This window comes from Onishia taeanensis (assembly GCF_900100755.1).
GTDB classification, from domain to species: domain Bacteria; phylum Pseudomonadota; class Gammaproteobacteria; order Pseudomonadales; family Halomonadaceae; genus Onishia; species Onishia taeanensis.
On sequence record NZ_FNCI01000009.1, the window covers coordinates 1 to 23,569 of the forward strand.

Here is a 23,569-nt window from a genome sequence, read left to right on the forward strand (position 1 = left end):
ACCTTTCCGAAGAAAGAAGCAGACCAAACTTGGCTCAAGGTTCAAACGTCTCAAAAAATCAGCCGATATGGCTTCTTTTGACGAGTCGCTTGCCTTGAAGTATCGGTGACTGATCACCCCTTCATCGACAAGCGCCCACATGAATTATCTGATCGATTGTTAAAGAGCAGCTCCGGGCTCTTAAAGAGTGGAGCATCTCGCATTTGCCTGGCCGTTCGGCCGGCGCCCTGCGAGGAAGGCGTATTCTACTGAATCGGCGGCGAATGTCAACCCCTGCTGTTATCGTTCGCTCTAGATGACCGAGTGAACCAGCGGCGAGTTGAGCGCCTATCGAGTGGAGGAGCATTTTACCGTTTCCGGCGTTTTTGTCAATGCTTATCGACTCAAGCGAACCGAAAAACCTTAACGAAAACAAGTTCTTCCAACACCCTTCACCGCTTCCGACGTTTGCCCGTCGGCGGCAGCGGATGCGTACTTTACGGATTATCGACGGGTCGCACAACCCCTTTATGCGAAAAAGGTGACAAAGGGGTTGTGGATAGATGACGGCGACCGACCGGGTGTGGATAAACAGGCCCGCCAGACACGATAACGCCCGCACGAGGGCGGGCGTTTCACGTACCTTTATTCGCATACTACTAATAGCGGGGCCACTATCAGCTAAGGACGTCGATCACTTAGTCGAGGATCACCCGAGCATAGCGCTTCTTGCCGGCCTGGATCACATAGCTGGCACCAGTCGTCAGCATATGATCGCGAGCGACCACCTCGCCATCGACCTTAACGCGACCGTTACCAAGCATGTCCTTGGCCTGGGCGCTGTTGTTGGCAAGACCGGAGCGGTTGAGCACTGCGGCGATCGGCGCCTGCTCATTGCCTTCGAAATCGACATGCACTTCCGGCAGATCTTCGGGCAGCTCACCATCGGCCAACTGGTTGCCGGCAGACTTGTGCGCGTTAGCCGCGGCTTCTTCGCCGTGATAGCGGCCGACCAGCTCGCGGGCCAGCACCATCTTGATGTCGCGCGGGTTGGCGCCCTGCTCGACGTCGCGCTTCAACGCCTCGATGTCTTCGTTGGACTTCAGCGACAGCAGCTCGAAATAGCGCCACATCAGGCTGTCAGGCATCGACACCAGCTTGTTGAACATGGTGCCCGGCGCATCATCGACGCCGACATAGTTACCCAGCGACTTGGACATCTTCTGCACGCCGTCCAACCCTTCCAGCAGCGGCATGGTGATGACCACCTGCGGTGATTGGCCGAAGTGCTTCTGCAGCTCGCGGCCCATCAGCAGATTGAACTTCTGATCGGTACCCCCCAGTTCGACGTCGGCTTCCAGGGCTACCGAGTCATAACCCTGCACCAGCGGATAGAGGAACTCGTGGATAGAGATGGACTGACCGCCCTGGTAGCGCTTCTCGAAGTCGTCGCGCTCAAGCATGCGCGCCACAGTGCTCTGGCCGGCAAGCTCGATCATGTCGGCGGCACTCATCGCGGAGAACCACTCGGCGTTGAAGCGCACCTCGGTTTTCTCAGGATCGAGAATCTTGAAGACCTGTGCCTTGTAGGTCTCGGCATTGGCCTTCACTTCTTCCTCGGTGAGAGGCTTGCGGGTGACGTTCTTGCCGGTGGGGTCGCCGATGCGCCCGGTGAAGTCGCCGATCAAAAAGATCACTGTATGACCGAGGTCCTGAAACTGGCGCATCTTGGTCAGCAGCACGCTGTGGCCCAGATGCAGGTCCGGCGCGGTCGGGTCGAAGCCGGCCTTGATACGCAGGGGACGACCGGACGCGAGCTTCTCCTTGAGCTCATCGGCCAGCAGAATCTCATGGGTGCCGCGCTCAAGCAGCGCCAGCGCATCAGCGACGTCGGACATCGTTACCGTTCTCCCCTCAAAAGCAGTTGATCGCCAGGCAAGACCCTTGGCATCTAGAGCAGGCCTGATAATGGGGGCAGATGGTAGCATGTCTTGCTCAATCGGTTGAGCGCCGGACACACCAGGGAGACAAGCATGCCACTGTTGATTGGATTGATGTCGGGAACCAGCCTCGACGGCATCGACGCGGCCCTCGTCACCTGCGACGAGCCTGGGCCGGATGGCGCAACGCAAGCGCCGCGCCTGCTGGCTACGCATGAAGTCGCCATGCCCTCGGACCTGCGCGCGACCTTGCTCGAACTCTGCCATGCGGATGCCGTGCGCTTTGCCGACCTGGCCCGCGCCGAAGACGCCTTTTGTCGCCTGCAGGCCCGCGCCGTGAGCGAACTGCTGGCAGCGAGTCACACCCCCACAAGCGCGGTAGCCGCGATTGGCAGCCACGGCCAGACTATCGAGCACGCGCCCCTCGGGCATCCTGATAAGGGTAAAAGCGTCCCCTATACCCTGCAGCTCGACAACCCCAGCCTGCTGGCCGAACTGACTGGCTGCCCGGTGGTCGCCGACTTCCGGCGTCGCGACCTGGCCGCCGGCGGCCAGGCCGCGCCACTGGCCCCCGCTTTTCATGCCGCGCTGTTTCGCCATCCACACGACTGGCAGCTGGTGCTCAACCTGGGCGGCTTCGCTAACCTGACCCTGCTACCGCCGGCCTCCAGTTCCGCCGAGGTGATCGGCTTCGATACCGGCCCGGCCAACGTGCTGCTGGATGCCTGGCACCAGCGCCACCGGGGCACGCCTATCGACAGGGACGGCGCCTGGGCCGCAGGCGGGCGCGTCATCGAGCCGCTGCTGTCTCGCCTGCTGGCGGATCCCTTCTTTACCACGCCGCCACCCAAGAGCACTGGCCGCGAGGCCTTTCACCTGCCCTGGCTAGAGGCGCAACTGACCGGCAATGAGTCGCCCCAGGACGTGCAGGCGACCCTCGCCGAACTGACCGCGGCAAGCGTGGCCTCCGGCATCGCCCAGGCCATGGCCCACTATCAGGCACCGCCACCTAGCCGCTTACTGCCCTGCGGCGGCGGCGCCCACAATGCGGATCTGCTCGCACGCTTGGCCCGGCGACTGCCTCAAACCGAGATCAGCCGCATCGACCAGGATGGCTGGAGCGCCGACTGGCTTGAGGCCGGCGCCTTCGCCTGGCTGGCCTGGCGACGCCTGGCTGGCCTGCCCGGCAACCTGCCTGCGGTCACCGGCGCCGCTGGCCCGCGGGTGCTTGGCGGCATCTATTCACATTAATCCGGCCACTGGAGCCATAGGCCCTGATCGAAGCACATCGGCTTCTACATAACCGATGTGAGGGCCTGAATCACCAGCAGGGCAGCGCTAGAAATCATCGCCGCGTCGCAGCTCGAGGTGGCTGGCGGCACCCTGGGCGTCGGCCACCCCTTCTTCATCACCGAACTTGATCATCATGCGCAGATCATTCGCCGAGTCGGCGTGGACCATGGCGATATCCTCACTGATCACCCCTTCCTGATAGAGCTCGAAAAGCGCCTGGTCGAAGGTCTGCATTCCGAGATCCCGAGAGCGGCGCATGATGTTCTTGATCTCGGCGACATCTCCCTTGCGGATCAAGTCGCCGACCAGCGGTGAGCGCAGCATGATCTCGATGGCCGCACGGCGCCCACGATTCTTGGTGGGCAATAGTTGCTGGGCGACGATGGCCTTAAGGTTCAGCGATAGATCGAGCCACACTTGATCGTGGCGCTCGGAGGGGAAGAAATTGATGATCCGGTCGAGGGCCTGGTTGGCGTTATTGGCATGCAGGGTCGCCAAGCACAGGTGGCCGGTCTCGGCGAAGGTCAGCGCATGCTCCATGGTCTTGCGGGTACGGATCTCGCCGATCAGGATCACATCAGGCGCCTGGCGCAGCGTGTTCTTAAGCGCCACTTCGAACGACTCGGTATCGATACCCACTTCCCGCTGATTGATGATCGCCTTCTTGTGTGGGTGCACGTACTCGATCGGGTCCTCGATGCTGATGATGTGCCCGCCCTGAGTCTCGTTGCGCTGCTGGATCATCGAAGCCAGGGTCGTCGACTTGCCGGTGCCGGTGCCGCCGACGACCAGCACCAGGCCGCGCTTGGCGCCAGCCAACTCACCGAGCTTCGCCGGTAGTTTCAGCGTCTCGAGCCGAGGAATCTCAAACGAGATGCGCCGCAGCACCATGGCCGGCTGGTTACGCTGCTGGAAGGCGCTGACCCGAAAGCGCCCGCGCCCAGGAAGGCTCAAGGCAAAGTTGGCCTCCTGCTCGGAGGCGAAGCGCTCACGCTGGGCCTGCGGCAGGGCCGCCTTGACCAGTTCGGCCACCTGAGCCGGCGATAGCACCTGATCGCCCAGCGGGATAAGCTGCCCGGCCATTTTCAGGGTAGGCGGCGCGTTGACCGAGATCAGAAGATCCGAGGCTTCCTTATCGACCATGATCTCGAGCAGTTGCTGCAACCATTCGTTCGCTTTCATGATATTCCGTCTGCTCTCTCTTTATGCTCGCTCAGAGCGGTGGATCATTGGTGTGCTTAAAGGCTAACGGCCCGGCTCATCAATGGCCTCAACTGAGCACACCCTTGGCCACGGCCTGTGCCTCTTCGCGCACCACGACGCCATCGTGGACCATCTTGGCCAGGGCGCCATCCAGCGTCTGCATCCCCAGGTTGCCGCCGGTCTGAATGGCCGAATAGATCTGGGCCACCTTATCCTCACGAATCAGATTGCGAATCGCCGAGGTCGCCACCAGGATCTCGTGAGCGGCTACCCGGCCACCGCCGGCGCGCTTGAGCAGCACCTGCGAAATCACGCCCTGCAACGACTCCGAGAGCATCGAGCGCACCATATCCTTTTCTGCACCGGGGAAGACGTCGATGATGCGGTCAATGGTCTTGGCCGCCGACGTCGTATGCAGGGTACCCAGCACTAGATGCCCGGTCTCGGCAGCGGTCAGCGCCAGCCGAATCGTCTCTAGGTCTCGCAGCTCGCCGACCAGGATCACGTCCGGGTCCTCGCGCAGCGCACTGCGCAGCGCCGGGGCGAAACCACGAGTATCGCGACTCACTTCACGCTGGTTGATCAGGCAACGCTTGCTACGGTGAACGAATTCCACGGGGTCTTCGATCGTCAGGATATGGTCGTAACGCGTGTCGTTGATGAAGTCGATCATCGCCGCCAGGGTGGTGCTCTTGCCCGACCCGGTCGGGCCGGTGACCAGAACCAGGCCACGCGGAAGCTGCGCCATGCGGCGGAAGACATCGCCCATGCCCAGCGCTTCCATGGTCAGCACCTCTGAGGGCACGGTACGCAGCACCGCCGCCGCGCCGCGGCCCTGCTGAAACGCGTTGACGCGAAAGCGAGCCACCCCAGGCACCTCGAAGGAGAAGTCTGTTTCCAGGAACTCTTCGAAGTCGCGGCGCTGACGATCCCCCATGATGTCGTAGATCAGAGCCCTCACTTCACGATCATCCATGGCGGGTACATTGAGCCGGCGAATATCACCATCGACCCGAATCATCGGCGGCAGGCCGGCGGAAAGGTGAAGGTCCGACGCGTTCTGCTTTGCCGAGAATGCCAGCAGTTCGGTAATATCCATTAGGTTCCCTGCTCTCAGGTAAGGTCGCTCCAGTATGACAGAGGTTGTATTAACCGAAACCTTCGCCGCTGCCAAGTCGCGGCTCGCTGCAGCGCTTAGCGCCGCAGGAAGAGCCCCGCAGGCAGCCGAACTGCTGGCCGTCAGCAAGACAAAGCCTGCGGCGATGATTCGTGAGGCCCATGGCCTCGGTCAGCGCCAGTTCGGCGAGAACTATCTGCAGGAGGCCCTCGACAAGCAGTCCGAGCTTGCCGATCTCGACGATATCACCTGGCATTTCATCGGCCCGCTGCAGTCGAACAAGACCCGTCAGGTCGCCGAGCACTTCGACTGGGTTCATAGCGTCGATCGTGAGAAGATCGCCCGACGCCTAGCCGAGCAGCGTCCCGCCGACCTGCCGCCGTTGAACGTCTGTCTACAGGTCAATATCAGCGATGAGCCCAGCAAGTCAGGCGTCACTCTCGAGGCGCTCGAGCCGCTAGCGGAAACGGTGCTATCGCTGCCAGGGATACGCCTGCGTGGCTTGATGGCGATTCCCGCCCCGAGCGACGGCCTCGACGAGCAGCGCGCCCCTTTCGCCAGGCTTCGCGAAGCCCTCGAAGCCCTCAAGGCACGCTTCCCCGACGCCGAGCTCGACACCCTATCGATGGGCATGAGCGACGACCTCGAGGCCGCCGTCGCCGAGGGAGCGACCCTGCTGAGGCTGGGCACGGCGCTATTCGGCGCGCGGCAAAGCGCAGCGACCTGATGCAACGGCGCAGCAGAAGACATGTCGCGCTGAAGAAATAGCAGGCTGACCGGACACGCTAACCTAGCAAACAACGCAGGCATGGCGACGAACACGACCAGGCAGACGGCCAACCAGACACCAGAAGAGGATTCCAGCATGGCGAGCAACGTGACTTTCATTGGTGCCGGCAACATGGCCAGCGCCATCTTCGGCGGCATGATCGAGAGCGGCTACCCCCGCGAGGCGATTACCGCCACTTCCCCCGACGACGCAATGCTGGCGCCGCTGCGCGAGCGGTACGGCATCCACACCGAGACCGACAATAATGCTGGCGTGGCCAACGCAGATGTCGTGGTGCTGGCGGTCAAGCCGCAGATCATGCACGACGTCTGTGCCGCCATGCGCGATGCCACTCAGGATCGCAAGCCGCTGATCGTCTCCGTCGCCGCCGGCCTGACCGCCGAAACCCTCGAGCGCTGGCTGGGCGGGGACCTGCCGGTGATCCGCTGCATGCCCAACACGCCCTCTCTGGTGGGTAGCGGCGCCAGCGGCCTCTACGCCAACCGCCTCGTCGATGACAGCCAGAAATCGATTGCCACCACCCTGATGGAATCCGTGGGCATCGTGGAATGGGTCGACGAGGAAGTGCTGCTCGAAGCCGTGACCGCCGTTGCCGGCAGCGCCCCCGCCTATTTCTATCTGGTCTTCGAGGCTCTCGAGGAGGCGGGCGTCAAGCTTGGCCTACCGGCCGAGAGCGCCCGCCGTCTGGCCGTGCAGACCGGCCTTGGCGCTGCTCGAATGGTCCAGCAGGGTGACGCCGACCCCGCGCAACTGAGGCGCAATGTCATGTCGCCGAACGGCACCACCGAGCGCGCCGTGACCCACCTCGAAGAGGCCGGCCTGCGCCAGATCTTCCTCGAAGCCGCCGAGGTCTGTGCCGCCCGCGCCCGCGAGATGGGCGAGGAACTCGGCAAGCAGTAAGCCGCCAGGGTAAGACGGGCAGCGATGCGTCGCTGCCCGTCTCACCGTCGCCACCGCCGTTCGTTGCCGTCTTTTATCAACAAGGAGCCCCCATGGGCAGTCAATTGGGAAGTGCCGGCCTGCTGCTGGTCAATACGCTGATCAACATCTATCTGCTGATGCTGATGATGCGCTTTCTGCTGCAGGCCTCCCGCGCCGACTACTACAACCCGATCAGCCAATCGGTGGTCAAGGTGACCCAGCCGGTAGTAAGGCCCTTCCAGGGCTTCCTGCGCCCGGTGGGACGCTTCGACCTGGCCACCCTGGCGGCAGCCTTCTTGATCAAGGTGGTCAGCATCATCCTGATCCTGCAGGTCGCCGGCTACGGCATGCCGCCGATCGCAGGCGTTGCCATCGCCGGCGTCGCCGCGCTGGCCAGCGGCATCCTCAAGATCTACTTCTTCGCCCTGATCGTAATGATCATCCTCAGCTGGGTGGCGCCGCAGGCCAGCCACCCGGCCGCGCTGCTGGTCATGCAACTGGTCGAGCCGATCATGGCCCCGGTGCGCAAGGTGATCCCGCCGCTTGGCATGATCGACCTGTCACCGATCGTGGTGTTCATCTCCATCAGTCTGCTCGACAACCTGGTGGTCGGCTCATTGACCCGTGCCGCCGGCGTCTCCGGTGCTCTGGTGGGGCTGTGATCGCTGGCCTCCTGATGGATGCCACCGAGACGGATAAGGTGCTGATGGACAACACCTTGAGCGGGGCCGAGCGCCCCGCTGTCGTATATCTTCTTCTGACAGGACACTGAAACCGCCATGCCCGAGCTTGCTTCCGACTCGGTCGGCGTGGTGGCGCCACAGACGGCCCACTTCGACGACCCTCTGGCCCTGGCCTGCGGCAAGACCCTGCCGAGCTACACCCTGGTCTACGAGACCTATGGCACTCTCAACGCCGAGGGCACCAATGCGGTACTGATCTGCCATGCCCTGTCCGGGCACCACCACGCCGCCGGGCGTCATCATGAAGATGATCGCAAGCCTGGCTGGTGGGATGCCCATATCGGCCCCGGCAAGAGCATCGACACCAACCGCTTCTTCGTCGTCTCGCTCAACAACCTGGGCGGCTGCCACGGCAGCACCGGCCCACTGAGCATTAACCCTGATACCGGCCGCCTCTGGGGCCCGGACTTCCCGATGATGACGGTCAGCGACTGGGTGCACAGTCAGGCAAGACTCGCCGACCGGCTCGGCATTGAGCGCTTCGCCGCGGTAGTCGGTGGCAGCCTGGGCGGCATGCAGGTCATGCAGTGGGCGCTAGACTACCCGGAGCGCATCGCCCATGCCGCGGTGATCGCCGCGACGCCGCGCCTTTCGGCTCAGAACATCGCCTTCAACGAGGTCGCGCGCCAGGCAATCCGCTCCGACCCCGACTTCCATGACGGCTGGTACGGCGAACACGACACCCTGCCACGGCGCGGCCTCAAGCTGGCGCGCATGGTCGGTCACATCACCTACCTCTCCGAGGCGGCGATGGGCTCCAAGTTCGGCCGCGACCTGCGCCAAGATCTCGGTTATGGCTACGACGTCGAGTTCCAGGTGGAGTCCTATCTGCGCCACCAGGGCGATACCTTTTCCGAGTCCTTCGACGCCAACACCTACCTGCTGATGACCAAGGCGCTAGACTACTTCGACCCCGCTGCCCCCCACGGAGGCGACCTTGCCGCGGCGCTGGCCCCGGCGAAGTGTCCTTTCCTAGTGGTCAGTTTCTCGACCGACTGGCGCTTTCCTCCCTGGCGCTCCCGAGAACTGGTCGACGCCCTGGTGCGTGCCGACAAGCCGGTCAGCTATGCCAACATCGATTCCCCCCACGGCCATGATGCCTTCCTGCTGCCCGAGCCCCGCTATCAGGCGGTGTTTGCGGGCTTCATGGCGCGCGTGGCCAGAGACCAGCAGTTGGAGGGCTCATAATGCGCGCCGACCTTAAATTGATTCATGGCTGGGTGCCCGAGGGCGCCCGGGTACTCGACCTGGGCTGCGGCGATGGCACCCTGCTCGACGCCCTGTCCCGCGACAAGCAGGTCAAGGGCTACGGGCTCGAGATCGACCCCGACGGCCTGACCGCCTGCGTCGCACGCGGCGTCAACGTCATCGAGCAGAACCTCGACGAGGGGCTCGCCAATTTCGACGACAACGCCTATGACCTGGTGATCATGACCCAGGCGCTACAAGCCTTGCGCCGCCCCGACCTGATGCTCGACGAGATGCTCAGAGTGGCCGGGGAATGCATCATCACCTTCCCCAACTTCGCCTACTGGCGCCATCGCCTGTATCTGGGTTTCAAGGGCTATATGCCGGTGTCCAAGTCGCTGCCCCATGCCTGGTACGACACCCCCAACATCCACCTGTCGACCTTCAACGACTTTGAACGCCTGTGCCGCGACAAGGGGCTGACCATCACCGACCAGGCCGTTGGCAACGGCGAGCACGAGGCACACTGGAGCTCGCGACTATGGCCTAACCTGTTTGGTGAAACGGCGATCTTCCGCGTCAGCCGTGCAGGCGACGCCTGACCGCCACCGAGCCTTGCGCGTGGGACGTGATCATGATGAAGCATGGGCACCGGCCAAGCGGCCGGGCTTTCAGCCGTGAAATGGCCTGGTGGCTTGGCCTGGTACTGCTACCCGTGCTGCTTGCCGGCGCAGGCATGGAAAGGGCCCAGGCCGAGCAGTTCGAACGCTTCGGCCGCTACCAGGTCCACTACAGCGCGGTGAACACAAGCTTTTTGACACCTGAGGTCGCGGCGGCCAGCGGCATCCAGCGCAGCCGGGTGCAGGCACTGCTGAACATAAGCGTGCGCGAGGAACGGCCGGACGGCACCACTCGCCCGGCGCAAGCCTCGGTGGAAGGCCGGGTCGGCAACCTGGCCGGCCAGTCGCAGCCGTTGAGCTTTCGCAGCGTACGCGAGAATGGAGCCATCTATCACCTGGCGACCTTCCGCATTCTGGAAGACGAGCCGATGCGCTTCGATCTCAGCGTACGCTACGACCGCAATGAACCACCTGGCGAGGTGAGTTTCATCCAGCGCTTCTATATCGACCGCTGAAACGACCGGGAGCGTCCATGCCAGCCCCCCTTCTAGCCCATCTTGCCGACCTCGACGCCACCGGCGGTCTGGCCATCGCCCTCCCCGATGGCCGGGCGGGCTTCCTGGTGCGAGTACATGGCCGGCTGTATGGCTATGAAAACCGCTGCCCGCACCGCGACAGCCGGCTCGATATCGACGCGAATCGTTTCCTTGCGGATGGCGGTGAGCTGATTCAATGCGCCCACCATGGCGCCCTCTTCTTGCCTGAGAACGGCGAGTGCGTGGCCGGCCCCTGCCAGTACGAATCACTGGAGCCGCTAGCGCTCCGCGTCGACGACCAGGGCGGCATCTACCTGGCGAGTGAGTGATACCGGCAAGGGCCGCGTCAGCCGTATGCCAACCGGCGCACCCTCTTGCCAGTCGACCTCACACCCATAGGCCAGCACCTCGACGCCCGCGGCAACGGCCTCGCCAAGCGCCTGGGCATAGGCAGGGTCGATGTGCGCCGCCGGGGCGACGTCCTCGATCCTGGTATGCGCCACGCAAAACAGCAATACCGCCCGCCGGCCTTCAGACGCCAGACGACTCAGCACCTCGAGATGTCGACGACCGCGCTCGCTGACGGCATCCGGAAAATAGCCGTGGCCGTCGGGCTCCCTCAGGGTGACCTGCTTAACTTCAACATAAGCTTCGACATAAGCCGCGCTACCGGCGTCCACGCCAGGCTTGGCCAGGCGGAAATCGAGGCGCGCGCCCTCGACGCGCACTTCTCGCTTCAGTTCGCAGAAGCCCGCCAGCGGCGCGATACGCCCGGCACGCAGCGCTTCCTCGACGATCGCATTGGTGCGCCCGGTGTGCACCGAGACCAGCGCCGTGCCACCGTCCGGCTGTGGCAGCGCGATCAGTTCCCAGGTCCAGCCAAGTTTGCGCTTGGGGTTATCGCTCGGTGACAGCCAGACCCGGGCCCCGGGCACGTTCACGGCGCGCATCGAACCGGTATTGGGGCAGTGCGCCACCACCTCGCGACCATCCTCGAGACGCACATCGGCGAGAAAGCGCTTGTAGCGACGAATCAGGATGCCGGGCACCAGCCGGGGATAGTCCATCAGCGGCGCTCCGCCATCGACGGGCCCGACTGACGCGCCAGGAAGCGCCCGAGGCGCGCCACGGCCTCCTCGAGACGCGCAATATCGGCGGTAAAGGCGATGCGCACATGGTGCTCGCCACCGGTGACCGCGAAATCGATACCCGGGGTGATGGCGACGTTCTCCTCCTCCAGCAGGCGACGGCAGAAGGTCAGGCTGTCCTGACTATAGCGGCTAATATCGAGCCATAGATAGAAGGCGCCCTGAGGCACCAACGAGGGCGAAAGCCCCAGGCCCGCAAGCCCTTCCAGCAACGCATCCCGGCGGCGATGCAGCTCGCGACGGCGGCGCTCCAGCTCGTCGCGGCATTCCGGCGTAAAGGCGGCTAGCGCGGCATGCTGGGAGGGCGTAGGCGCGGCGAGAAAGACATTCTGGGCGAGTCGCGTCAGCGGCTCCACGGCGCCCTCAGGCGCCACCAGCCAGCCGAGGCGCCAGCCGGTCATGCCGAAATACTTCGAGAAACTGTTGACCACATAGGCCTCGGGCGCCACCGAAGCCGCCGACACAGGCGCCACGTCATAGGTCAGGCCCTGATAGATCTCGTCGACCAACAGCGCCCCTTGGTGTGCCGCCACGGTCTCGGCCACCGCGGCGATCTGGCCGGCATCCAGGGTATGCCCGGTGGGGTTGGAGGGGGTGGCCAGCATGGCGAGCCTGGTCTCATCGCGCCAGTGACGCTCGATCAGCCCGGCATCCAGCTGCCAGCCGCTGTCCGGGCCCACCGCCACGGTATCCAGTTCGGCCTCGGCCAGCGCCATGAAATGCCGGTTGCAGGGGTAGGTCGGATCGGCCATCAGCACCCGATCGCCGCGCTGCACCAGCAGTTGGCTGGCCAGCAATAGAGCCCCGGAGGCCCCCGGAGTGACGATGATCCGCGAGGGATCGACCCGGGCACCGAAGTGCTCGGCATAATGGCCGGCAATGGCCTCGCGCAGCGCCGGCAGCCCGGCGGCAGGCGTGTAACGAGTATGGCCCGCGGCCAACGCCTGTTGGCCGGCAGCGATCACCGGCGCCGGCGTCGGAAAATCGGGCTCGCCGATTTCCAGGTGAATCACGTCGTGGCCCGCCGCCTCGCGCGCCTGAGCGACCTCGAGCAGGCTCATGACCCGAAACGGCTGAACCCGATCCAGCCTGTCACTGAACGACCCGGCATTGAACGACCCAGCATTGAACGACATAGACGACTCCCTGACGTGACCCCACGCGTGGCCAAGATGAATAGCTAGAATAAGCGACCGATGGCGAGAAATGCCGGGCATTACCAGCAGACGGCATGGTCAATACGGTATGGTAACCGGTTCACGCAGCGCCTCTACAGCAACGAAGGTGTCACAACGGTTGCGTTCGCGGCTTTTTTTCGCTAAATACACTGGGTTTTGGGCCCGCGATGGATAGCACCCGTCGAAGGGTATCGGCCCCAGTCACTCGAGCAATGAGGCAGCCAAATGCCAGCAGCAGCACAAACCCCGGAAGCACTCCAGCGATTCACCCCGTACGAGCCGGCACCGGGTGAAGAGTATATGAATGACAAGCAGCTAGCGCACTTCCGGCAGATCCTGCTCGACTGGAAAAAGGATTTGATGGAAGAGGTGGATCGCACCGTGCGCCACCTGCAGGAAGACGCCAATAACTACGCCGATCCGGCGGATCGCGCCACCCAGGAAGAAGGCTTCAACCTGGAACTGCGCACCCGCGATCGCGAGCGCAAGCTGCTCAAGAAGATCAACGAGACCATCGACAAGATCGACGAGGACGATTATGGCTTCTGCGAGGCCTGCGGCGTCGAGATCGGCATTCGTCGCCTCGAGGCGCGTCCGACCGCGACCCAGTGCGTCGACTGCAAGACCCTCGCCGAACTCAAGGAAAAGCAGCTCGGCGGCTGATCGCCCCTTGCCCGCCAGATCTGCGCGGTCACCTTGGCCATCTTCGACGGGCACCCTCGGGTGCCCGTCGGCGTATCAGCCCCTTGTCACCTGTGCCGATGAGCCCCTGCCATGAACGATTACCGCGGACGCTTCGCCCCCACTCCCTCCGGCCCCTTGCACTTCGGGTCGCTGGTCGCGGCGCTGGGCAGCTATCTGGATGCCCGTCAGGCGGGAGGGCGTTGGGACGTGCGCATAGAAGACATCGACCCGCCGCGCTGCCCGGAAGGCGCGAGCGATACCATCCTGCGCCAGCTCGAGGCCTTCGGCCTTCACTGGGATGGCCCGGTGCGCTACCAGCAAACACGCGGTGAGGCTTACGCGGCGGCGCTGGAACGGCTCGCTAAGGCAGGGCTCGCCTACCCCTGTAGCTGCTCGCGCAAGCAGTGGCGGGATTACCCCATCTACCCCGGCTGGTGCCGCAACGGCCCCTGCAAGCCCGAGGCGCCCCTGGCCTGGCGGCTGCGCAGCGACCTTGGACTGCGCCCGGTGGTCTGGCACGACCGCCTCTATGGCCGCCAGTGCCTGGACCCGGCCGACCTCGGCGACGTGGTGCTCAAACGCAAGGATGCCCTCTGGGCCTATCAGCTGGCCGTGGTGGTCGACGATGCCGACCAGGCAATCAGCGATGTGGTGCGCGGCTTCGACCTGCTCGACAATACGCCCTGGCAGCGACAGCTGCAGGCTGCCCTGGGGCTGCCTGAACCCCGCTACCTGCACCTGCCGCTAGTGATCGGCGATGACGGCCAGAAGCTCTCCAAGCAGAACCTGGCCCGGCCGCTGCCCGAAGACGAACGCGTCCGCCCGCTGTTGCACCAGGCCATCGCATCGCTCGACCAGGCACCCGACCCCGCTCTTGCCACCGCACCGGTCGAGGACCAGTTGGCTGCCGCCATCGCTAACTGGACCCCATCGCGAATGACCGCTGGCAGCACATCCAAGGCCCCGGACTGGCCCGATGCCTGACGCAGAAGAGGTCACTGCGCCTGGGTAACGCCGGTCGCCTGGTCGGTTAGCCACGGCGAAGCCGGCTCGCCAAGCAGTACCAGCGCCACGGGCGTCCACCATGAGGAAAGATTCATGTACGTCTATCGCATCATGCTGTTGCTGGTCTTCGTTGGCTACCTGCTCTCCCCGGTGCTGATGAATGGCTGGGCCAGCCCCGATAGCGCCTGGTATCGCCCTTTCGTCATCTGGGGGGTGCTGATCGCGCTATCGCTATGGCTGGAGCAAAAGAGGGCCCTGGATGAGCGCTGAAGGCCTGTCCCCCTTGCTGCTGGTAGGCGGTGGCTATCTGGCGCTGCTTTTCCTGTGTGCGCTGGCGGTAGAGCGGCGCTGGCTCCCCTCGCGCCTCGTGCACCATCCGGCGATCTATACCCTGGCGCTCGGCGTCTACGCCAGCGCCTGGGCGGTATATGGCAGCGTGGAGCTGGCCGGCCGGGTCGGCTATGGCTACCTGGCCTACTACCTGGGAGCGGCAGGCGCCGTCCTGCTGGCCCCGGTGGTGCTACTACCGATCCAACGCCTGACCCGCACCTATCAACTGGCGTCACTGGCCGACCTGTTTGCCTTCCGCTTTCGCTCGCGCTGGGTCGGCACTCTGATCACCGTGATCAGCGCCATGGCGGTATTGCCGCTTCTGGCCCTGCAGGTGCAGACCCTGGGCCAAGCGATCCAGCAGCTCACGGGCACGGCGTCGCCGGCGCTTGCGGCGCTCGGGTTCTGCCTGGTGATCGCCGTGTTCGCGGTGCTCTTTGGCGCGCGTCACACCCACCTCAACGCCCATCAAGACACCCTGCTTGCCGTGATCGCCGTTGAGTCGTTGGTTAAGCTCGCCGCCATGCTGGCGCTGGGGGCCATCGCCCTGTTCGGCATCTTCGACGGCCCCAGCGACCTGCAGGCCTGGCTCGAAGGCCCGGGGCTTGCCCATCAAGCCGGCATCAGAGAGCTTGATGCGGGGCAGTGGCGCACCCTGCTACTGCTGTTCTTCGCCGCCGCCTTCCTGATGCCGCACATGTTCCACCTGACCTTCGCCGAGCGCCTTTCCCCGCGTGCGCTGCTGCAGGCCGGTTGGAGTCTGCCGCTGTATCTCTTGCTGATGGCCCTGCCGGTACCACTGATCCTGTGGGGCGCTCAGCGCGTCGGCATTGCGCCTCCGGGCCTTGAGAGCGCCTATCTAGCCTTCGCGCTGTCCGCCTCGCCGTGGATCGATGCGCTGGCGTTCCTGGCCGGCCTCGCCGCAGCCAGCGGCACCCTGATCATCATTGCCCTGGCCCTGTCGGGCATGATCCTCAACCACCTGGTGCTGGTCGCCCATCCACCGGATCACCGGGGCGACCTATACCGCTGGCTGCGCTGGCTTAGGCGGGCGCTGGTAGTGGCGGTGATTCTTTCCGGCTGGCTCTACTATCGCACCCTGGGGCTTGCCCATGACCTGACGACCCTCGGCATCGCCTCCTTCTCCGGTATGGCGCAATGCCTGCCGGGGCTGTTAGCCCTGCTCTACTGGCCCGGCGCCAACCGTAAGGGCATGGTCAGTGGACTGCTGGCGGGCACGGGTCTGTGGATGCTGGGCCTGTGGCTGCCGCTGGTCACCGGCCTCTCGCCCTGGGTGCTGGTGCCACCGGGCTTGGAAAGCCTATCGAACTCACCCGCCTGGTATACCGTGACGCTGGTGGCGCTGGCCGCTAACGGTGTGATCCTGATTGTCGTCTCGCTGCTGACCCGCACCTCGGAAGGCGAACGAACCGCCGCCGAGGCCTGTGCGGCGGATCCGGTGATTCGCCCCAAGCGCCTGCCGCTTAGCGTCAGCCACGGCGAAGACTTCAAGCATCATCTCACCCCGGCGCTGGGGGCCGATGTCGCCGGGCGCGAAGTCGAGCGCGCCCTGGCGTCACTCGAGCTCACCTCCTGGGAGCGCCGCCCCTATGCGCTGCGACGGCTGCGTGACCGTATCCAGGCCAACCTTTCGGGGCTGATGGGCCCCTCGGTGGCCCAGGACATCGTCGATCGCTGCCTGCCCTATAGCCGCGACCGGGCCAGTCTGGAAACAGAGGCGGTCGACGATATTCACTTCGTCGAAAGCCGCCTGGAGGCCTATCGTTCACGTCTCACAGGCTTGGCCAGAGAGCTCGACGGCCTGCGCCGCTATCATCGCCGCACCCTCACCCAGCTCCCCATCGGCCTGTGCGCCTTCGGCGACGACGATGAACTGCTGATGTGGAACGACGCCCTGGCAGCGCTCTCCGGCATCGATGGCGAGCGCGTCGTCGGCGCCCACCGAGATAGCCTGCCGGCGCCCTGGGCGGAACTACTCGGTCGGCTGCTCAGCAACGGCCAGCGCCATCTCTACAAACAGCCGGTGACGCTTGCCGGCAGTACGCGCTATCTGAGTCTGCACCAGGCTACGCTGGATACGGATGACGACGCCTATGGCGGCCGAGTGATCCTGATCGAGGATCACAGCGAGATGAAGTGGCTCGAGGACGAGCTGGCGCACGCCGCACGACTGGCCTCGATCGGCCAACTGTCCGCCGGGGTCGCCCATGAAATCGGCAATCCCATCACCGGTATCTCATCGCTGGCCCAGAACCTGCGCTACGACACCGATGATCCCGCGCTATTGGAGACCGCCGATCAGATCCAGAGCCTTACCGAGCGTGTCTCGCGCATCGTCGGCTCGTTGGTCGGCTTCGCCCACGGCGGCCATCAGGACAACGCCGGGCGCTATGCCATGGTCAAACCCCGCGAGCTGACCGACGAGGCGCTTCACTTGATTCAGTTGGCACGCACGGGTCAGGATGTGATCTATCACAATCATTGCCCCGTCGACCTGGAGCTTGAGGCTGATGCCCAGCGGATGGTCCAGGTGATGATCAACCTGCTGGGCAACGCCCGCGATGCCAGCCCCGCCGGTGGCACGATCGAGATCGATGCCCGGCGGCTTGAGGATGTCGATGGCCGTAATGGCATAGAATGGAGCGTGACCGATGCCGGCACGGGCATCGACCCCAGTGTCCGCGATCATCTATTCGAGCCCTTCACCACCACCAAGGCACCCGGCGAGGGCACCGGCCTGGGCCTCGCCCTGGTCTATGGCATCCTGGCCGACCACCAGGGGCGGATCCACATCGAATCGCCCCCCACCGGGCGCGAACGCGGCACTCGCATCGTCATGTGGCTTCCTGTCAGCAGGCGACCACCGAGCAAAGAGGACAACGAGCTCCCCCATGAGCCGGATTCTGATCGTTGAAGACGAAAGCATCATCCGCAGCGCCCTGAAGCGGCTGCTGGAGCGCCATGGCCACGAGGTCAGCGAAGCCGCTTCGGTGGCCGAAGCCGAGGCGCTGGATCCCCAGCACTTTTCCTTGGTGATCAGCGACCTGCGTCTGCCCGGCGACCCCGGCACCGTGATGATCGAGCGTGCCTCACCGGTGCCGGTGCTGATCATGACCAGCTACGCCAGCATGCGCTCGGCCGTGGATGCCCTGAAACAAGGCGCGGTCGACTACATCGCCAAGCCCTTCGACCATGACGAGCTGCTTGAAACGGTGGAACGGGCGCTACGTGAACATGGCGGCGAGCTCCCTGAGCCTGAACAGGCAAGCGAGACTGCCCCTCAATCGATGATCGGCGACTGCCCGGCCATGCAGGTGGTCTATACCCGCATCCGCAAGACCGCTCCGGCCGACGTCACGGTATTGATCCAGGGAGAGTCGGGGACCGGCAAGGAACTGGTGGCCCGCGCCATTCACCGCCAGAGCAAGCGCACCGCGGCACCGCTGATCTGCGTTAACTGCGCGGCGATTCCCGAGACCCTGATCGAGTCCGAGCTTTTCGGCCACGAGAAGGGCGCCTTCACCGGCGCCAGCGCGGCCCGCACCGGCCTGGTCGAGGCCGCCGACGGCGGCACCCTGTTTCTGGATGAAATCGGCGAGCTGCCGCTGGACGCCCAGGCCCGGCTACTGCGCGTGCTGCAGGAAGGCGAAATCCGCAAGATCGGCTCGGTGGAAACCCGTCACGTCGATGTGCGCCTGATCGCCGCCACCCACCGCGACCTGCAGGCACTGTCGAAGACCGGCGAATTTCGCCTCGACCTCTACTATCGCCTCAACGTGATGCAGATCGACCTGCCGCCGCTGCGCGAGCGCGATGACGATATACTGACCATTGCCGACGTGCTGCTCGAAGCCGCCTGCCGCCGCCATGACCGCCAGGGCCTCAAGCTATCGCGCAGTGCTCGCCGCGAGATCCGCGACTACCTCTGGCCCGGCAATGTACGCGAGCTCGAGAACGCCCTTGAGCGGGGCGTGATCCTCGCCGAAGGGCATCTGATCCACCCCGATGACTTGGGCCTGCGGCCGGTGTCGACCCTGGCTCACCCCACCGCCAGCCCCGCGGCGACCACGGATGACATATCTACTCCAGGAGAGATCAGCGAGGAAGATCTCTCGCTGGAGGACTACTTCCAGCACTTCGTGCTCGAACATCAGGAAGAGATGAGCGAGACCGAACTGGCCCAGAAACTCGGCATCAGCCGCAAGTGCCTGTGGGAGCGCCGGCAACGCCTGGGCATCCCCAGAAAGCGCAGCGCCCGCAGTCGTCAGGCCTGATCAGGCCTGCTTTTCCGCCTCTACACGACCATGGTCTAAGCGCCTGTGAGTTCCAATCGCAGGCGCTTTTCCGCATCATGGCAGCCATCTCTGCACCAGTTGTTACCATCCCACACAAGAAATGCCCCAGTATGCGGCACCAAGGGGTAACACAATCGATGTGCATATCAGACGGAACTGATTCGAAAAAACATAACAAACTGATTTTACTGGACTTTCTTAAACATGGCATGAGCAGTGCAATGTTTAAGGCAAGAAAAACAACAGCCGGACGTCACTGAGCTCTCGTGCCAACAAAAACAAGAACGAGGCCTCAGACACCGCCAACAGCCCAATAACAACAATGCTGATGGCAGACACGGCACCCATGATGGCAATGACGCCAACAAGAACAACGACAAGCCATCCCGGTGCGGCTCGACCACCACAACAATAATTGCGGTCGAGGGTCCGGAAAGCTGACCAGGACGAAACGCATCCCGACAGGGCATAACAACAACAAGCCCGCACGCGATGCACCTCCGGTAACAACAACAACACACCGGAGGTAGGCAAATTCTTTGCCGTCGTGGTTGGACTATTGTTTTGAATACGAGACGGTCGCCATCAGGAAGGTCGACAACAATAAGAATCTTGCTTGCCTGAACCAGATTTGGTGACTGTGGTGCGTATTCAAGGCGATGCGCCATCACGAAGAAAAACCAACAGCAGGGATGCTGATTTCAAGCTTACAGGGGAGGCCAGCTGGCCTCCCCTTTCTGCGTCTGGCGACCACGCTAGACCAGACATTTTTTACGCCAACCCGTTCCCCCAACTAGGCAATGGTTCCCAAGGTGTCGGTGGTCGGCTACACTTGGGTTTTGCCTTAGCGAGTCGATTTCGCTGCATGTTCAAAGGATTTACCCGCTTTCTACAAGCTCCCGGTGAGCGCTTGAAGTCGCTTTTCAGCCCTCAAGGGGCCGCCGACACGACACCCGCGCTGCGCGTGATTCCCCGCGATGACCACGACGTATCCCGCAAGCTCTTCTCTGATGCCGCGCTGAAGGTTCTCTACCGCCTGCACAATGCAGGCTTCGAGGCGTACCTGGTCGGCGGCAGCATTCGGGACTCTCTGCTCGGCAAGACGCCCAAGGACTTCGACGTCGCCACCGATGCGACCCCCGAAGAGCTACGCGATCTGTTCCGCAATTCGCGGATCATCGGTCGGCGCTTTCGCATCGTGCATGTGCGCTTCGGCCGTGAGGTGATCGAGGTCACCACCTTCCGTGGGCGTCCTGGCGACGACCACGGCGGTCAGCAGTCACAGCAGTCTCAAGACGGCCTGCTGCTGCGCGACAACGTCTGGGGCAACGTCGAAGAAGACGCCCTGCGCCGGGACTTCACCGTCAATGCGCTCTACTACAACATCGCCGACTTCTCGATCCATGACTGGGCGAACGGCGTGCGCGACATCGAGTCGCGGACACTGCGCCTGATCGGCGACCCGGCGACCCGCTACCGGGAAGACCCGGTGCGCATGCTGCGCGCGGTGCGCTTCGCCGCCAAGCTCGACTTCGACATGGACGCTGCCACCGAGGCACCGATCCGCGAGCTGGCGCCGCTGCTGTTGCAGATTCCGCCGGCCCGGCTGTTCGACGAGATCCTCAAGCTGTTCCTGGCAGGCCATGCCCTGGATACCTTCCACGCGCTGCGCCACCACGGCCTCTTCCCGATGCTCTTCCCGGAAGCCGACGAAGCACTGCAGGTTCTTCCCTGGGCCGAGCCGCTGATGGAACGAGCACTGGCGAACACCGACGACCGTATCCGCCGCGACCGGCCGGTAACCCCGGCCTTCCTGATCGGCGCCATACTGTGGCCGGCCGTGACGCTTCGCCATCAGGCATTGATCGATGACGGCATGCCCGAGGTTCCGGCCCTGCATAGCGCCGCCCAGCAGGTAGTGGGCCGCCAGCTCAAGCATGTCTCGATCCCCAAGCGTTTCAGCATCCCGATGCGCGAGATCTGGGATCTGCAGATGCATATGCCCAAGCGCCACGGCAAGCGAGCCTTCCAGACCCTCGAGCACCCGCGCTTCCGAGCCGCCTACGACTTCCTGCTACTGCGTGAGGAAGCCGGTGAGATCGACCCCGGCCTGGGCACCTGGTGGACGGCCTTCCAGGACGCCGACGAACACGAACAGCGTCGCCTGCTGCAGAAGCTCGGCAGCGACCCTGCCGGCAGCGGTGGCGGCAAGAAGCGCAAGCGCCGTCCCCGCAAGCGCCGGCGCAGTGCGGCCCCTTCTGCACCGAGCCAGCAGGACTGAGCAGATGCTGTCGCATGCTTACATCGGCCTTGGCAGCAACCTCGACGGCCCGCGCGATCACGTCGAGCGGGCACTCGATGAGCTGGATGGCCTGAAGCTGACCCGCCTGCTGGCTGCGTCATCCTGTTACGCGAGCCGCCCGGTGGGCCCCCAGGACCAACCCGACTTCGTCAATGCCGTGGCCCACCTCGAGACCCGGCTATCGCCGCTCGCACTACTCGACCAGTTGCAGGCCCTCGAGCAGCGTCACGCCAGGGTGCGGCGCCGCCACTGGGGGCCGCGCACCCTGGACCTTGATCTTCTATTGTACGACGATCAGTGCCTGGACCATCCGCGGCTGCGCCTTCCCCATCCCGAGATCGCCGGGCGCGCCTTCGTGGTGGTGCCCCTGCACGAGCTGGCACCGACACTCGAACTACCGGGGCTGGGTCCTTTAAAGGCGCTTCCCGCCTGGCAGGACGCCGACGACTTGCGGGCACTGTTACCCCAAAGGTAGAGTTGCCCGACTTTTGTTACCATTCCACACTCTCAGGGCCGCCGGGGTAACAACCCGATGGCTCCAGCCCCGATGTCATCCCAGTGACCGCGTATCTTCAACGCGGTCCCATGACGCTATCGACGAGACCGCAATACTATGAAAACCGTCACCTTGAGCACGCTTTCGGCCCATAAGCGGGCGGGGGAGACCTTCAGTTGCCTGACCGCCTACGACGCCTCCTTTGCCCGCGCCGCCAGCGACGCCGGGATCGAGGTGCTGCTGGTCGGCGACTCCCTGGGCATGGTGCTGCAAGGCCACGACAGCACCCTGCCGGTCACTCTCGACGACATCTGCTATCACACCCGCTGTGCCGCCCGCGGCAAGGGTTCCAGCCTGCTGATGGTCGACCTGCCCTTCATGAGCAACTCAAGCCTACCCAGGCTGCTCGACGACGCCGGCGCCCTGATGCGCGCGGGAGCGGAGCTGATCAAGGTCGAGGGCGAGGCCTGGATGGCCGAGGGCATCCGCGAACTGACCCAACGCGGCGTGCCGGTGTGCGCGCACCTGGGCCTGACGCCGCAGTCGGTTCATCAGTTGGGCGGCTACAAGGTACAGGGCCGTGACGACGAACGCGCCGAACAGATCCTCCATGACGCCAAGGTCCTACAAGATGCCGGCGCCTCGGTGATCCTGCTCGAATGCGTGCCGGCAAGCCTCGGCCGCGCGGTGCGCGATGCGCTGGACGTACCGGTGATCGGCATTGGCGCGGGCCCCGACGTCGATGGCCAGATCCTGGTCATGCACGACGTGCTGGGCATCACCCATGGCCGCACCCCGCGCTTCGTCAAGAACTTCATGACGGAAGCCGAGGACATTCAGGACGCCTTCCGCCGCTATCACGACGCCGTCAAGACACGCTGCTTCCCGGCCGAGGAGCACAGCTTCTGATGAATACCCTGCATCACATTCAGGCGCTGCGTGAGGCGCTGGCCGGCCCTAGGCGCGCCGGGCAGCGTATCGCCCTAGTGCCGACCATGGGCAACCTGCATGCGGGTCACCTGGCGCTGGTCGCCGAGGCGCGGGCCCGCGCCGACCTAGTCGTGGCGACGATCTTCGTCAATCCGCTGCAGTTCGGCCCCGACGAGGACCTGGACGCCTACCCGCGCAGTCTCGCCGAGGATCAGGCCGGGCTCGCCGAGGCCGGCTGCGACCTGCTGTTTGCACCGTCGACCCGCGAGCTCTACCCCGATGGCCCCGACATGCAGACTCGCGTGCGCGTCGCCGGCATCAGCGAAGGGCTGTGCGGCGGCTCCCGCCCGGGGCACTTCGATGGCGTAGCCACCGTGGTCAGCCTGCTCTTCAACCTGGTGCAGCCCGATCTGGCCTGCTTCGGTGAGAAGGACTACCAGCAGCTGGCGGTGATTCGCCAGTTGACCCTGGACCTGCACTTTCCCATCGAGATCGTCGGCGTGCCGATCGTGCGCGCCGAAGATGGCCTGGCACTGTCATCACGCAACGGCTATCTGAGCGACGAGGAACGTGCACGGGCGCCTGGCCTTCACCTCACGCTTTGCGAGCTGCGCGATGCCATCGTCGCCGGCACCCCAGCGGCCGATGCCCTCGCCATCGCCAATGAACGCCTGGTCTCACGTGGTTTCGTGCCCGACTACCTGGCGCTGCGCCGTGCCGATGACCTCGGCGAGATTGACGCCGATACCCGAGAGGCGGTGATTCTCGCCGCGGCCCAGTTGGGGCCGGCCCGCCTGATCGACAATCTAACCGTTAGCCTGTCGCGTCGCGACGGATAAGGAACGCAATC

At 64.2% G+C, this 23,569-nt stretch carries 22 protein-coding genes; 17 read left to right on the forward strand and 5 right to left on the reverse strand.

The genetic code is table 11. From position 1 onward, the window contains the following. Positions 1–677 precede the first annotated feature (677 nt). A complete protein-coding gene (gene tyrS, locus BLR71_RS11515; protein ID WP_092526321.1) occupies positions 678–1,877 on the reverse strand; it encodes a tyrosine--tRNA ligase in 1,200 nt (399 codons plus the stop codon). Positions 1,878–2,012: 135 nt separating this feature from the next. On the opposite strand from tyrS, the gene BLR71_RS11520 reads away from it, so the two are divergent. Then, complete coding sequence (locus tag BLR71_RS11520) at positions 2,013–3,170, forward strand: anhydro-N-acetylmuramic acid kinase (RefSeq protein ID WP_092526324.1); 1,158 nt, start codon at positions 2,013–2,015, stop codon at positions 3,168–3,170. Between the two features lie 87 nt (positions 3,171–3,257). On the opposite strand, the gene BLR71_RS11525 is transcribed toward BLR71_RS11520, so the two are convergent. Beyond that, the gene (locus tag BLR71_RS11525; RefSeq protein ID WP_092526327.1) at positions 3,258–4,394 is read right to left on the reverse strand and encodes a PilT/PilU family type 4a pilus ATPase; all 1,137 of its coding nucleotides are present in this window, start codon (positions 4,392–4,394) and stop codon (positions 3,258–3,260) included. Between the two features lie 88 nt (positions 4,395–4,482). Beyond that, entirely contained in the window at positions 4,483–5,514 is a 1,032-nt protein-coding gene (locus BLR71_RS11530; protein ID WP_092526330.1) for a type IV pilus twitching motility protein PilT, read from the reverse strand. Between the two features lie 34 nt (positions 5,515–5,548). Here BLR71_RS11530 and BLR71_RS11535 point away from each other — a divergent pair, with 34 nt between their 5' ends. The 7 genes from BLR71_RS11535 to BLR71_RS11565 all read left to right on the forward strand — a co-directional run bounded on the left by BLR71_RS11535 (position 5,549) and on the right by BLR71_RS11565 (position 10,659). Continuing rightward, entirely contained in the window at positions 5,549–6,259 is a 711-nt protein-coding gene (locus BLR71_RS11535; RefSeq protein ID WP_092526333.1) for a YggS family pyridoxal phosphate-dependent enzyme, read from the forward strand. 138 nt (positions 6,260–6,397) lie between these two features. Next, the gene (gene proC, locus BLR71_RS11540) at positions 6,398–7,222 is read left to right on the forward strand and encodes a pyrroline-5-carboxylate reductase (RefSeq protein ID WP_092526336.1); all 825 of its coding nucleotides are present in this window, start codon (positions 6,398–6,400) and stop codon (positions 7,220–7,222) included. Between the two features lie 92 nt (positions 7,223–7,314). After that, positions 7,315–7,905, forward strand: coding sequence for a YggT family protein (locus BLR71_RS11545; protein ID WP_092526339.1), 591 nt, complete (start codon positions 7,315–7,317; stop codon positions 7,903–7,905). A 117-nt stretch (positions 7,906–8,022) separates the two neighbouring features. Beyond that, on the forward strand, positions 8,023–9,174 hold the full coding sequence (gene metX, locus BLR71_RS11550; protein ID WP_092526342.1) for a homoserine O-succinyltransferase MetX: 1,152 nt from the start codon (positions 8,023–8,025) through the stop codon (positions 9,172–9,174). After that, entirely contained in the window at positions 9,174–9,776 is a 603-nt protein-coding gene (gene metW / locus BLR71_RS11555) for a methionine biosynthesis protein MetW (RefSeq protein WP_092526345.1), read from the forward strand. Before metX ends, metW begins: the two co-directional genes overlap by 1 nt. 32 nt (positions 9,777–9,808) lie before the next feature. After that, entirely contained in the window at positions 9,809–10,309 is a 501-nt protein-coding gene (locus tag BLR71_RS11560; RefSeq protein ID WP_245696423.1) for a DUF4426 domain-containing protein, read from the forward strand. Positions 10,310–10,326: 17 nt separating this feature from the next. Beyond that, positions 10,327–10,659, forward strand: coding sequence for a Rieske (2Fe-2S) protein (locus BLR71_RS11565; protein ID WP_092526348.1), 333 nt, complete (start codon positions 10,327–10,329; stop codon positions 10,657–10,659). Here BLR71_RS11565 and sfsA read toward each other — a convergent pair. Beyond that, positions 10,609–11,397, reverse strand: coding sequence for a DNA/RNA nuclease SfsA (sfsA, locus tag BLR71_RS11570; protein WP_092526351.1), 789 nt, complete (start codon positions 11,395–11,397; stop codon positions 10,609–10,611). The two genes, BLR71_RS11565 and sfsA, sit on opposite strands and share 51 nt — an antisense overlap. Continuing rightward, the gene (locus BLR71_RS11575) at positions 11,397–12,614 is read right to left on the reverse strand and encodes an aminotransferase class I/II-fold pyridoxal phosphate-dependent enzyme (protein ID WP_092526354.1); all 1,218 of its coding nucleotides are present in this window, start codon (positions 12,612–12,614) and stop codon (positions 11,397–11,399) included. Before BLR71_RS11575 ends, sfsA begins: the two co-directional genes overlap by 1 nt. A 267-nt stretch (positions 12,615–12,881) precedes the next feature. Here BLR71_RS11575 and dksA point away from each other — a divergent pair, with 267 nt between their 5' ends. From dksA to panC, 9 genes are all read left to right on the forward strand, one after another. Then, positions 12,882–13,319: an RNA polymerase-binding protein DksA gene (gene dksA, locus BLR71_RS11580; RefSeq protein WP_092526357.1), complete on the forward strand. Its 438-nt coding sequence runs from the start codon at positions 12,882–12,884 to the stop codon at positions 13,317–13,319. 111 nt (positions 13,320–13,430) lie between these two features. Continuing rightward, the gene (gene gluQRS, locus BLR71_RS11585) at positions 13,431–14,324 is read left to right on the forward strand and encodes a tRNA glutamyl-Q(34) synthetase GluQRS (protein WP_092526360.1); all 894 of its coding nucleotides are present in this window, start codon (positions 13,431–13,433) and stop codon (positions 14,322–14,324) included. A gap of 114 nt (positions 14,325–14,438) precedes the next feature. Next, positions 14,439–14,615 carry a hypothetical protein gene (locus BLR71_RS17645; protein ID WP_175491668.1) on the forward strand — a complete coding sequence of 59 codons (177 nt, stop codon included), beginning with the start codon at positions 14,439–14,441 and terminating at the stop codon, positions 14,613–14,615. Further along, entirely contained in the window at positions 14,605–17,610 is a 3,006-nt protein-coding gene (locus BLR71_RS11590; RefSeq protein WP_092526363.1) for an ATP-binding protein, read from the forward strand. The genes BLR71_RS17645 and BLR71_RS11590 overlap by 11 nt, the downstream gene beginning before the upstream one ends. Then, on the forward strand, positions 17,588–18,970 hold the full coding sequence (locus BLR71_RS11595; RefSeq protein WP_092526366.1) for a sigma-54-dependent transcriptional regulator: 1,383 nt from the start codon (positions 17,588–17,590) through the stop codon (positions 18,968–18,970). Before BLR71_RS11590 ends, BLR71_RS11595 begins: the two co-directional genes overlap by 23 nt. Before the next feature lie 886 nt (positions 18,971–19,856). Beyond that, a complete protein-coding gene (gene pcnB / locus BLR71_RS11600; protein WP_092526369.1) occupies positions 19,857–21,272 on the forward strand; it encodes a polynucleotide adenylyltransferase PcnB in 1,416 nt (471 codons plus the stop codon). Between the two features lie 4 nt (positions 21,273–21,276). Then, positions 21,277–21,768: a 2-amino-4-hydroxy-6-hydroxymethyldihydropteridine diphosphokinase gene (gene folK / locus BLR71_RS11605; RefSeq protein WP_092526372.1), complete on the forward strand. Its 492-nt coding sequence runs from the start codon at positions 21,277–21,279 to the stop codon at positions 21,766–21,768. A gap of 138 nt (positions 21,769–21,906) precedes the next feature. Further along, positions 21,907–22,698: a 3-methyl-2-oxobutanoate hydroxymethyltransferase gene (panB, locus tag BLR71_RS11610; protein ID WP_092526375.1), complete on the forward strand. Its 792-nt coding sequence runs from the start codon at positions 21,907–21,909 to the stop codon at positions 22,696–22,698. After that, positions 22,698–23,558 carry a pantoate--beta-alanine ligase gene (panC, locus tag BLR71_RS11615; protein WP_092526378.1) on the forward strand — a complete coding sequence of 287 codons (861 nt, stop codon included), beginning with the start codon at positions 22,698–22,700 and terminating at the stop codon, positions 23,556–23,558. Before panB ends, panC begins: the two co-directional genes overlap by 1 nt. Positions 23,559–23,569 lie beyond the last annotated feature (11 nt).

Bases quoted from the DNA above. Each gene is read 5' to 3' on its own strand.
- tyrS (WP_092526321.1), bottom strand. From the start codon at position 1,877: ATGTCCGACGTCGCTGATGCGCTGGCGCTGCTTGAGCGCGGCACCCAT.
- BLR71_RS11520 (WP_092526324.1), top strand. From the start codon at position 2,013: ATGCCACTGTTGATTGGATTGATGTCGGGAACCAGCCTCGACGGCATC.
- BLR71_RS11525 (WP_092526327.1), bottom strand. From the start codon at position 4,394: ATGAAAGCGAACGAATGGTTGCAGCAACTGCTCGAGATCATGGTCGAT.
- BLR71_RS11530 (WP_092526330.1), bottom strand. From the start codon at position 5,514: ATGGATATTACCGAACTGCTGGCATTCTCGGCAAAGCAGAACGCGTCG.
- BLR71_RS11535 (WP_092526333.1), top strand. From the start codon at position 5,549: ATGACAGAGGTTGTATTAACCGAAACCTTCGCCGCTGCCAAGTCGCGG.
- proC (WP_092526336.1), top strand. From the start codon at position 6,398: ATGGCGAGCAACGTGACTTTCATTGGTGCCGGCAACATGGCCAGCGCC.
- BLR71_RS11545 (WP_092526339.1), top strand. From the start codon at position 7,315: ATGGGCAGTCAATTGGGAAGTGCCGGCCTGCTGCTGGTCAATACGCTG.
- metX (WP_092526342.1), top strand. From the start codon at position 8,023: ATGCCCGAGCTTGCTTCCGACTCGGTCGGCGTGGTGGCGCCACAGACG.
- metW (WP_092526345.1), top strand. From the start codon at position 9,174: ATGCGCGCCGACCTTAAATTGATTCATGGCTGGGTGCCCGAGGGCGCC.
- BLR71_RS11560 (WP_245696423.1), top strand. From the start codon at position 9,809: ATGATGAAGCATGGGCACCGGCCAAGCGGCCGGGCTTTCAGCCGTGAA.
- BLR71_RS11565 (WP_092526348.1), top strand. From the start codon at position 10,327: ATGCCAGCCCCCCTTCTAGCCCATCTTGCCGACCTCGACGCCACCGGC.
- sfsA (WP_092526351.1), bottom strand. From the start codon at position 11,397: ATGGACTATCCCCGGCTGGTGCCCGGCATCCTGATTCGTCGCTACAAG.
- BLR71_RS11575 (WP_092526354.1), bottom strand. From the start codon at position 12,614: ATGTCGTTCAATGCTGGGTCGTTCAATGCCGGGTCGTTCAGTGACAGG.
- dksA (WP_092526357.1), top strand. From the start codon at position 12,882: ATGCCAGCAGCAGCACAAACCCCGGAAGCACTCCAGCGATTCACCCCG.
- gluQRS (WP_092526360.1), top strand. From the start codon at position 13,431: ATGAACGATTACCGCGGACGCTTCGCCCCCACTCCCTCCGGCCCCTTG.
- BLR71_RS17645 (WP_175491668.1), top strand. From the start codon at position 14,439: ATGTACGTCTATCGCATCATGCTGTTGCTGGTCTTCGTTGGCTACCTG.
- BLR71_RS11590 (WP_092526363.1), top strand. From the start codon at position 14,605: ATGAGCGCTGAAGGCCTGTCCCCCTTGCTGCTGGTAGGCGGTGGCTAT.
- BLR71_RS11595 (WP_092526366.1), top strand. From the start codon at position 17,588: ATGAGCCGGATTCTGATCGTTGAAGACGAAAGCATCATCCGCAGCGCC.
- pcnB (WP_092526369.1), top strand. From the start codon at position 19,857: ATGTTCAAAGGATTTACCCGCTTTCTACAAGCTCCCGGTGAGCGCTTG.
- folK (WP_092526372.1), top strand. From the start codon at position 21,277: ATGCTGTCGCATGCTTACATCGGCCTTGGCAGCAACCTCGACGGCCCG.
- panB (WP_092526375.1), top strand. From the start codon at position 21,907: ATGAAAACCGTCACCTTGAGCACGCTTTCGGCCCATAAGCGGGCGGGG.
- panC (WP_092526378.1), top strand. From the start codon at position 22,698: ATGAATACCCTGCATCACATTCAGGCGCTGCGTGAGGCGCTGGCCGGC.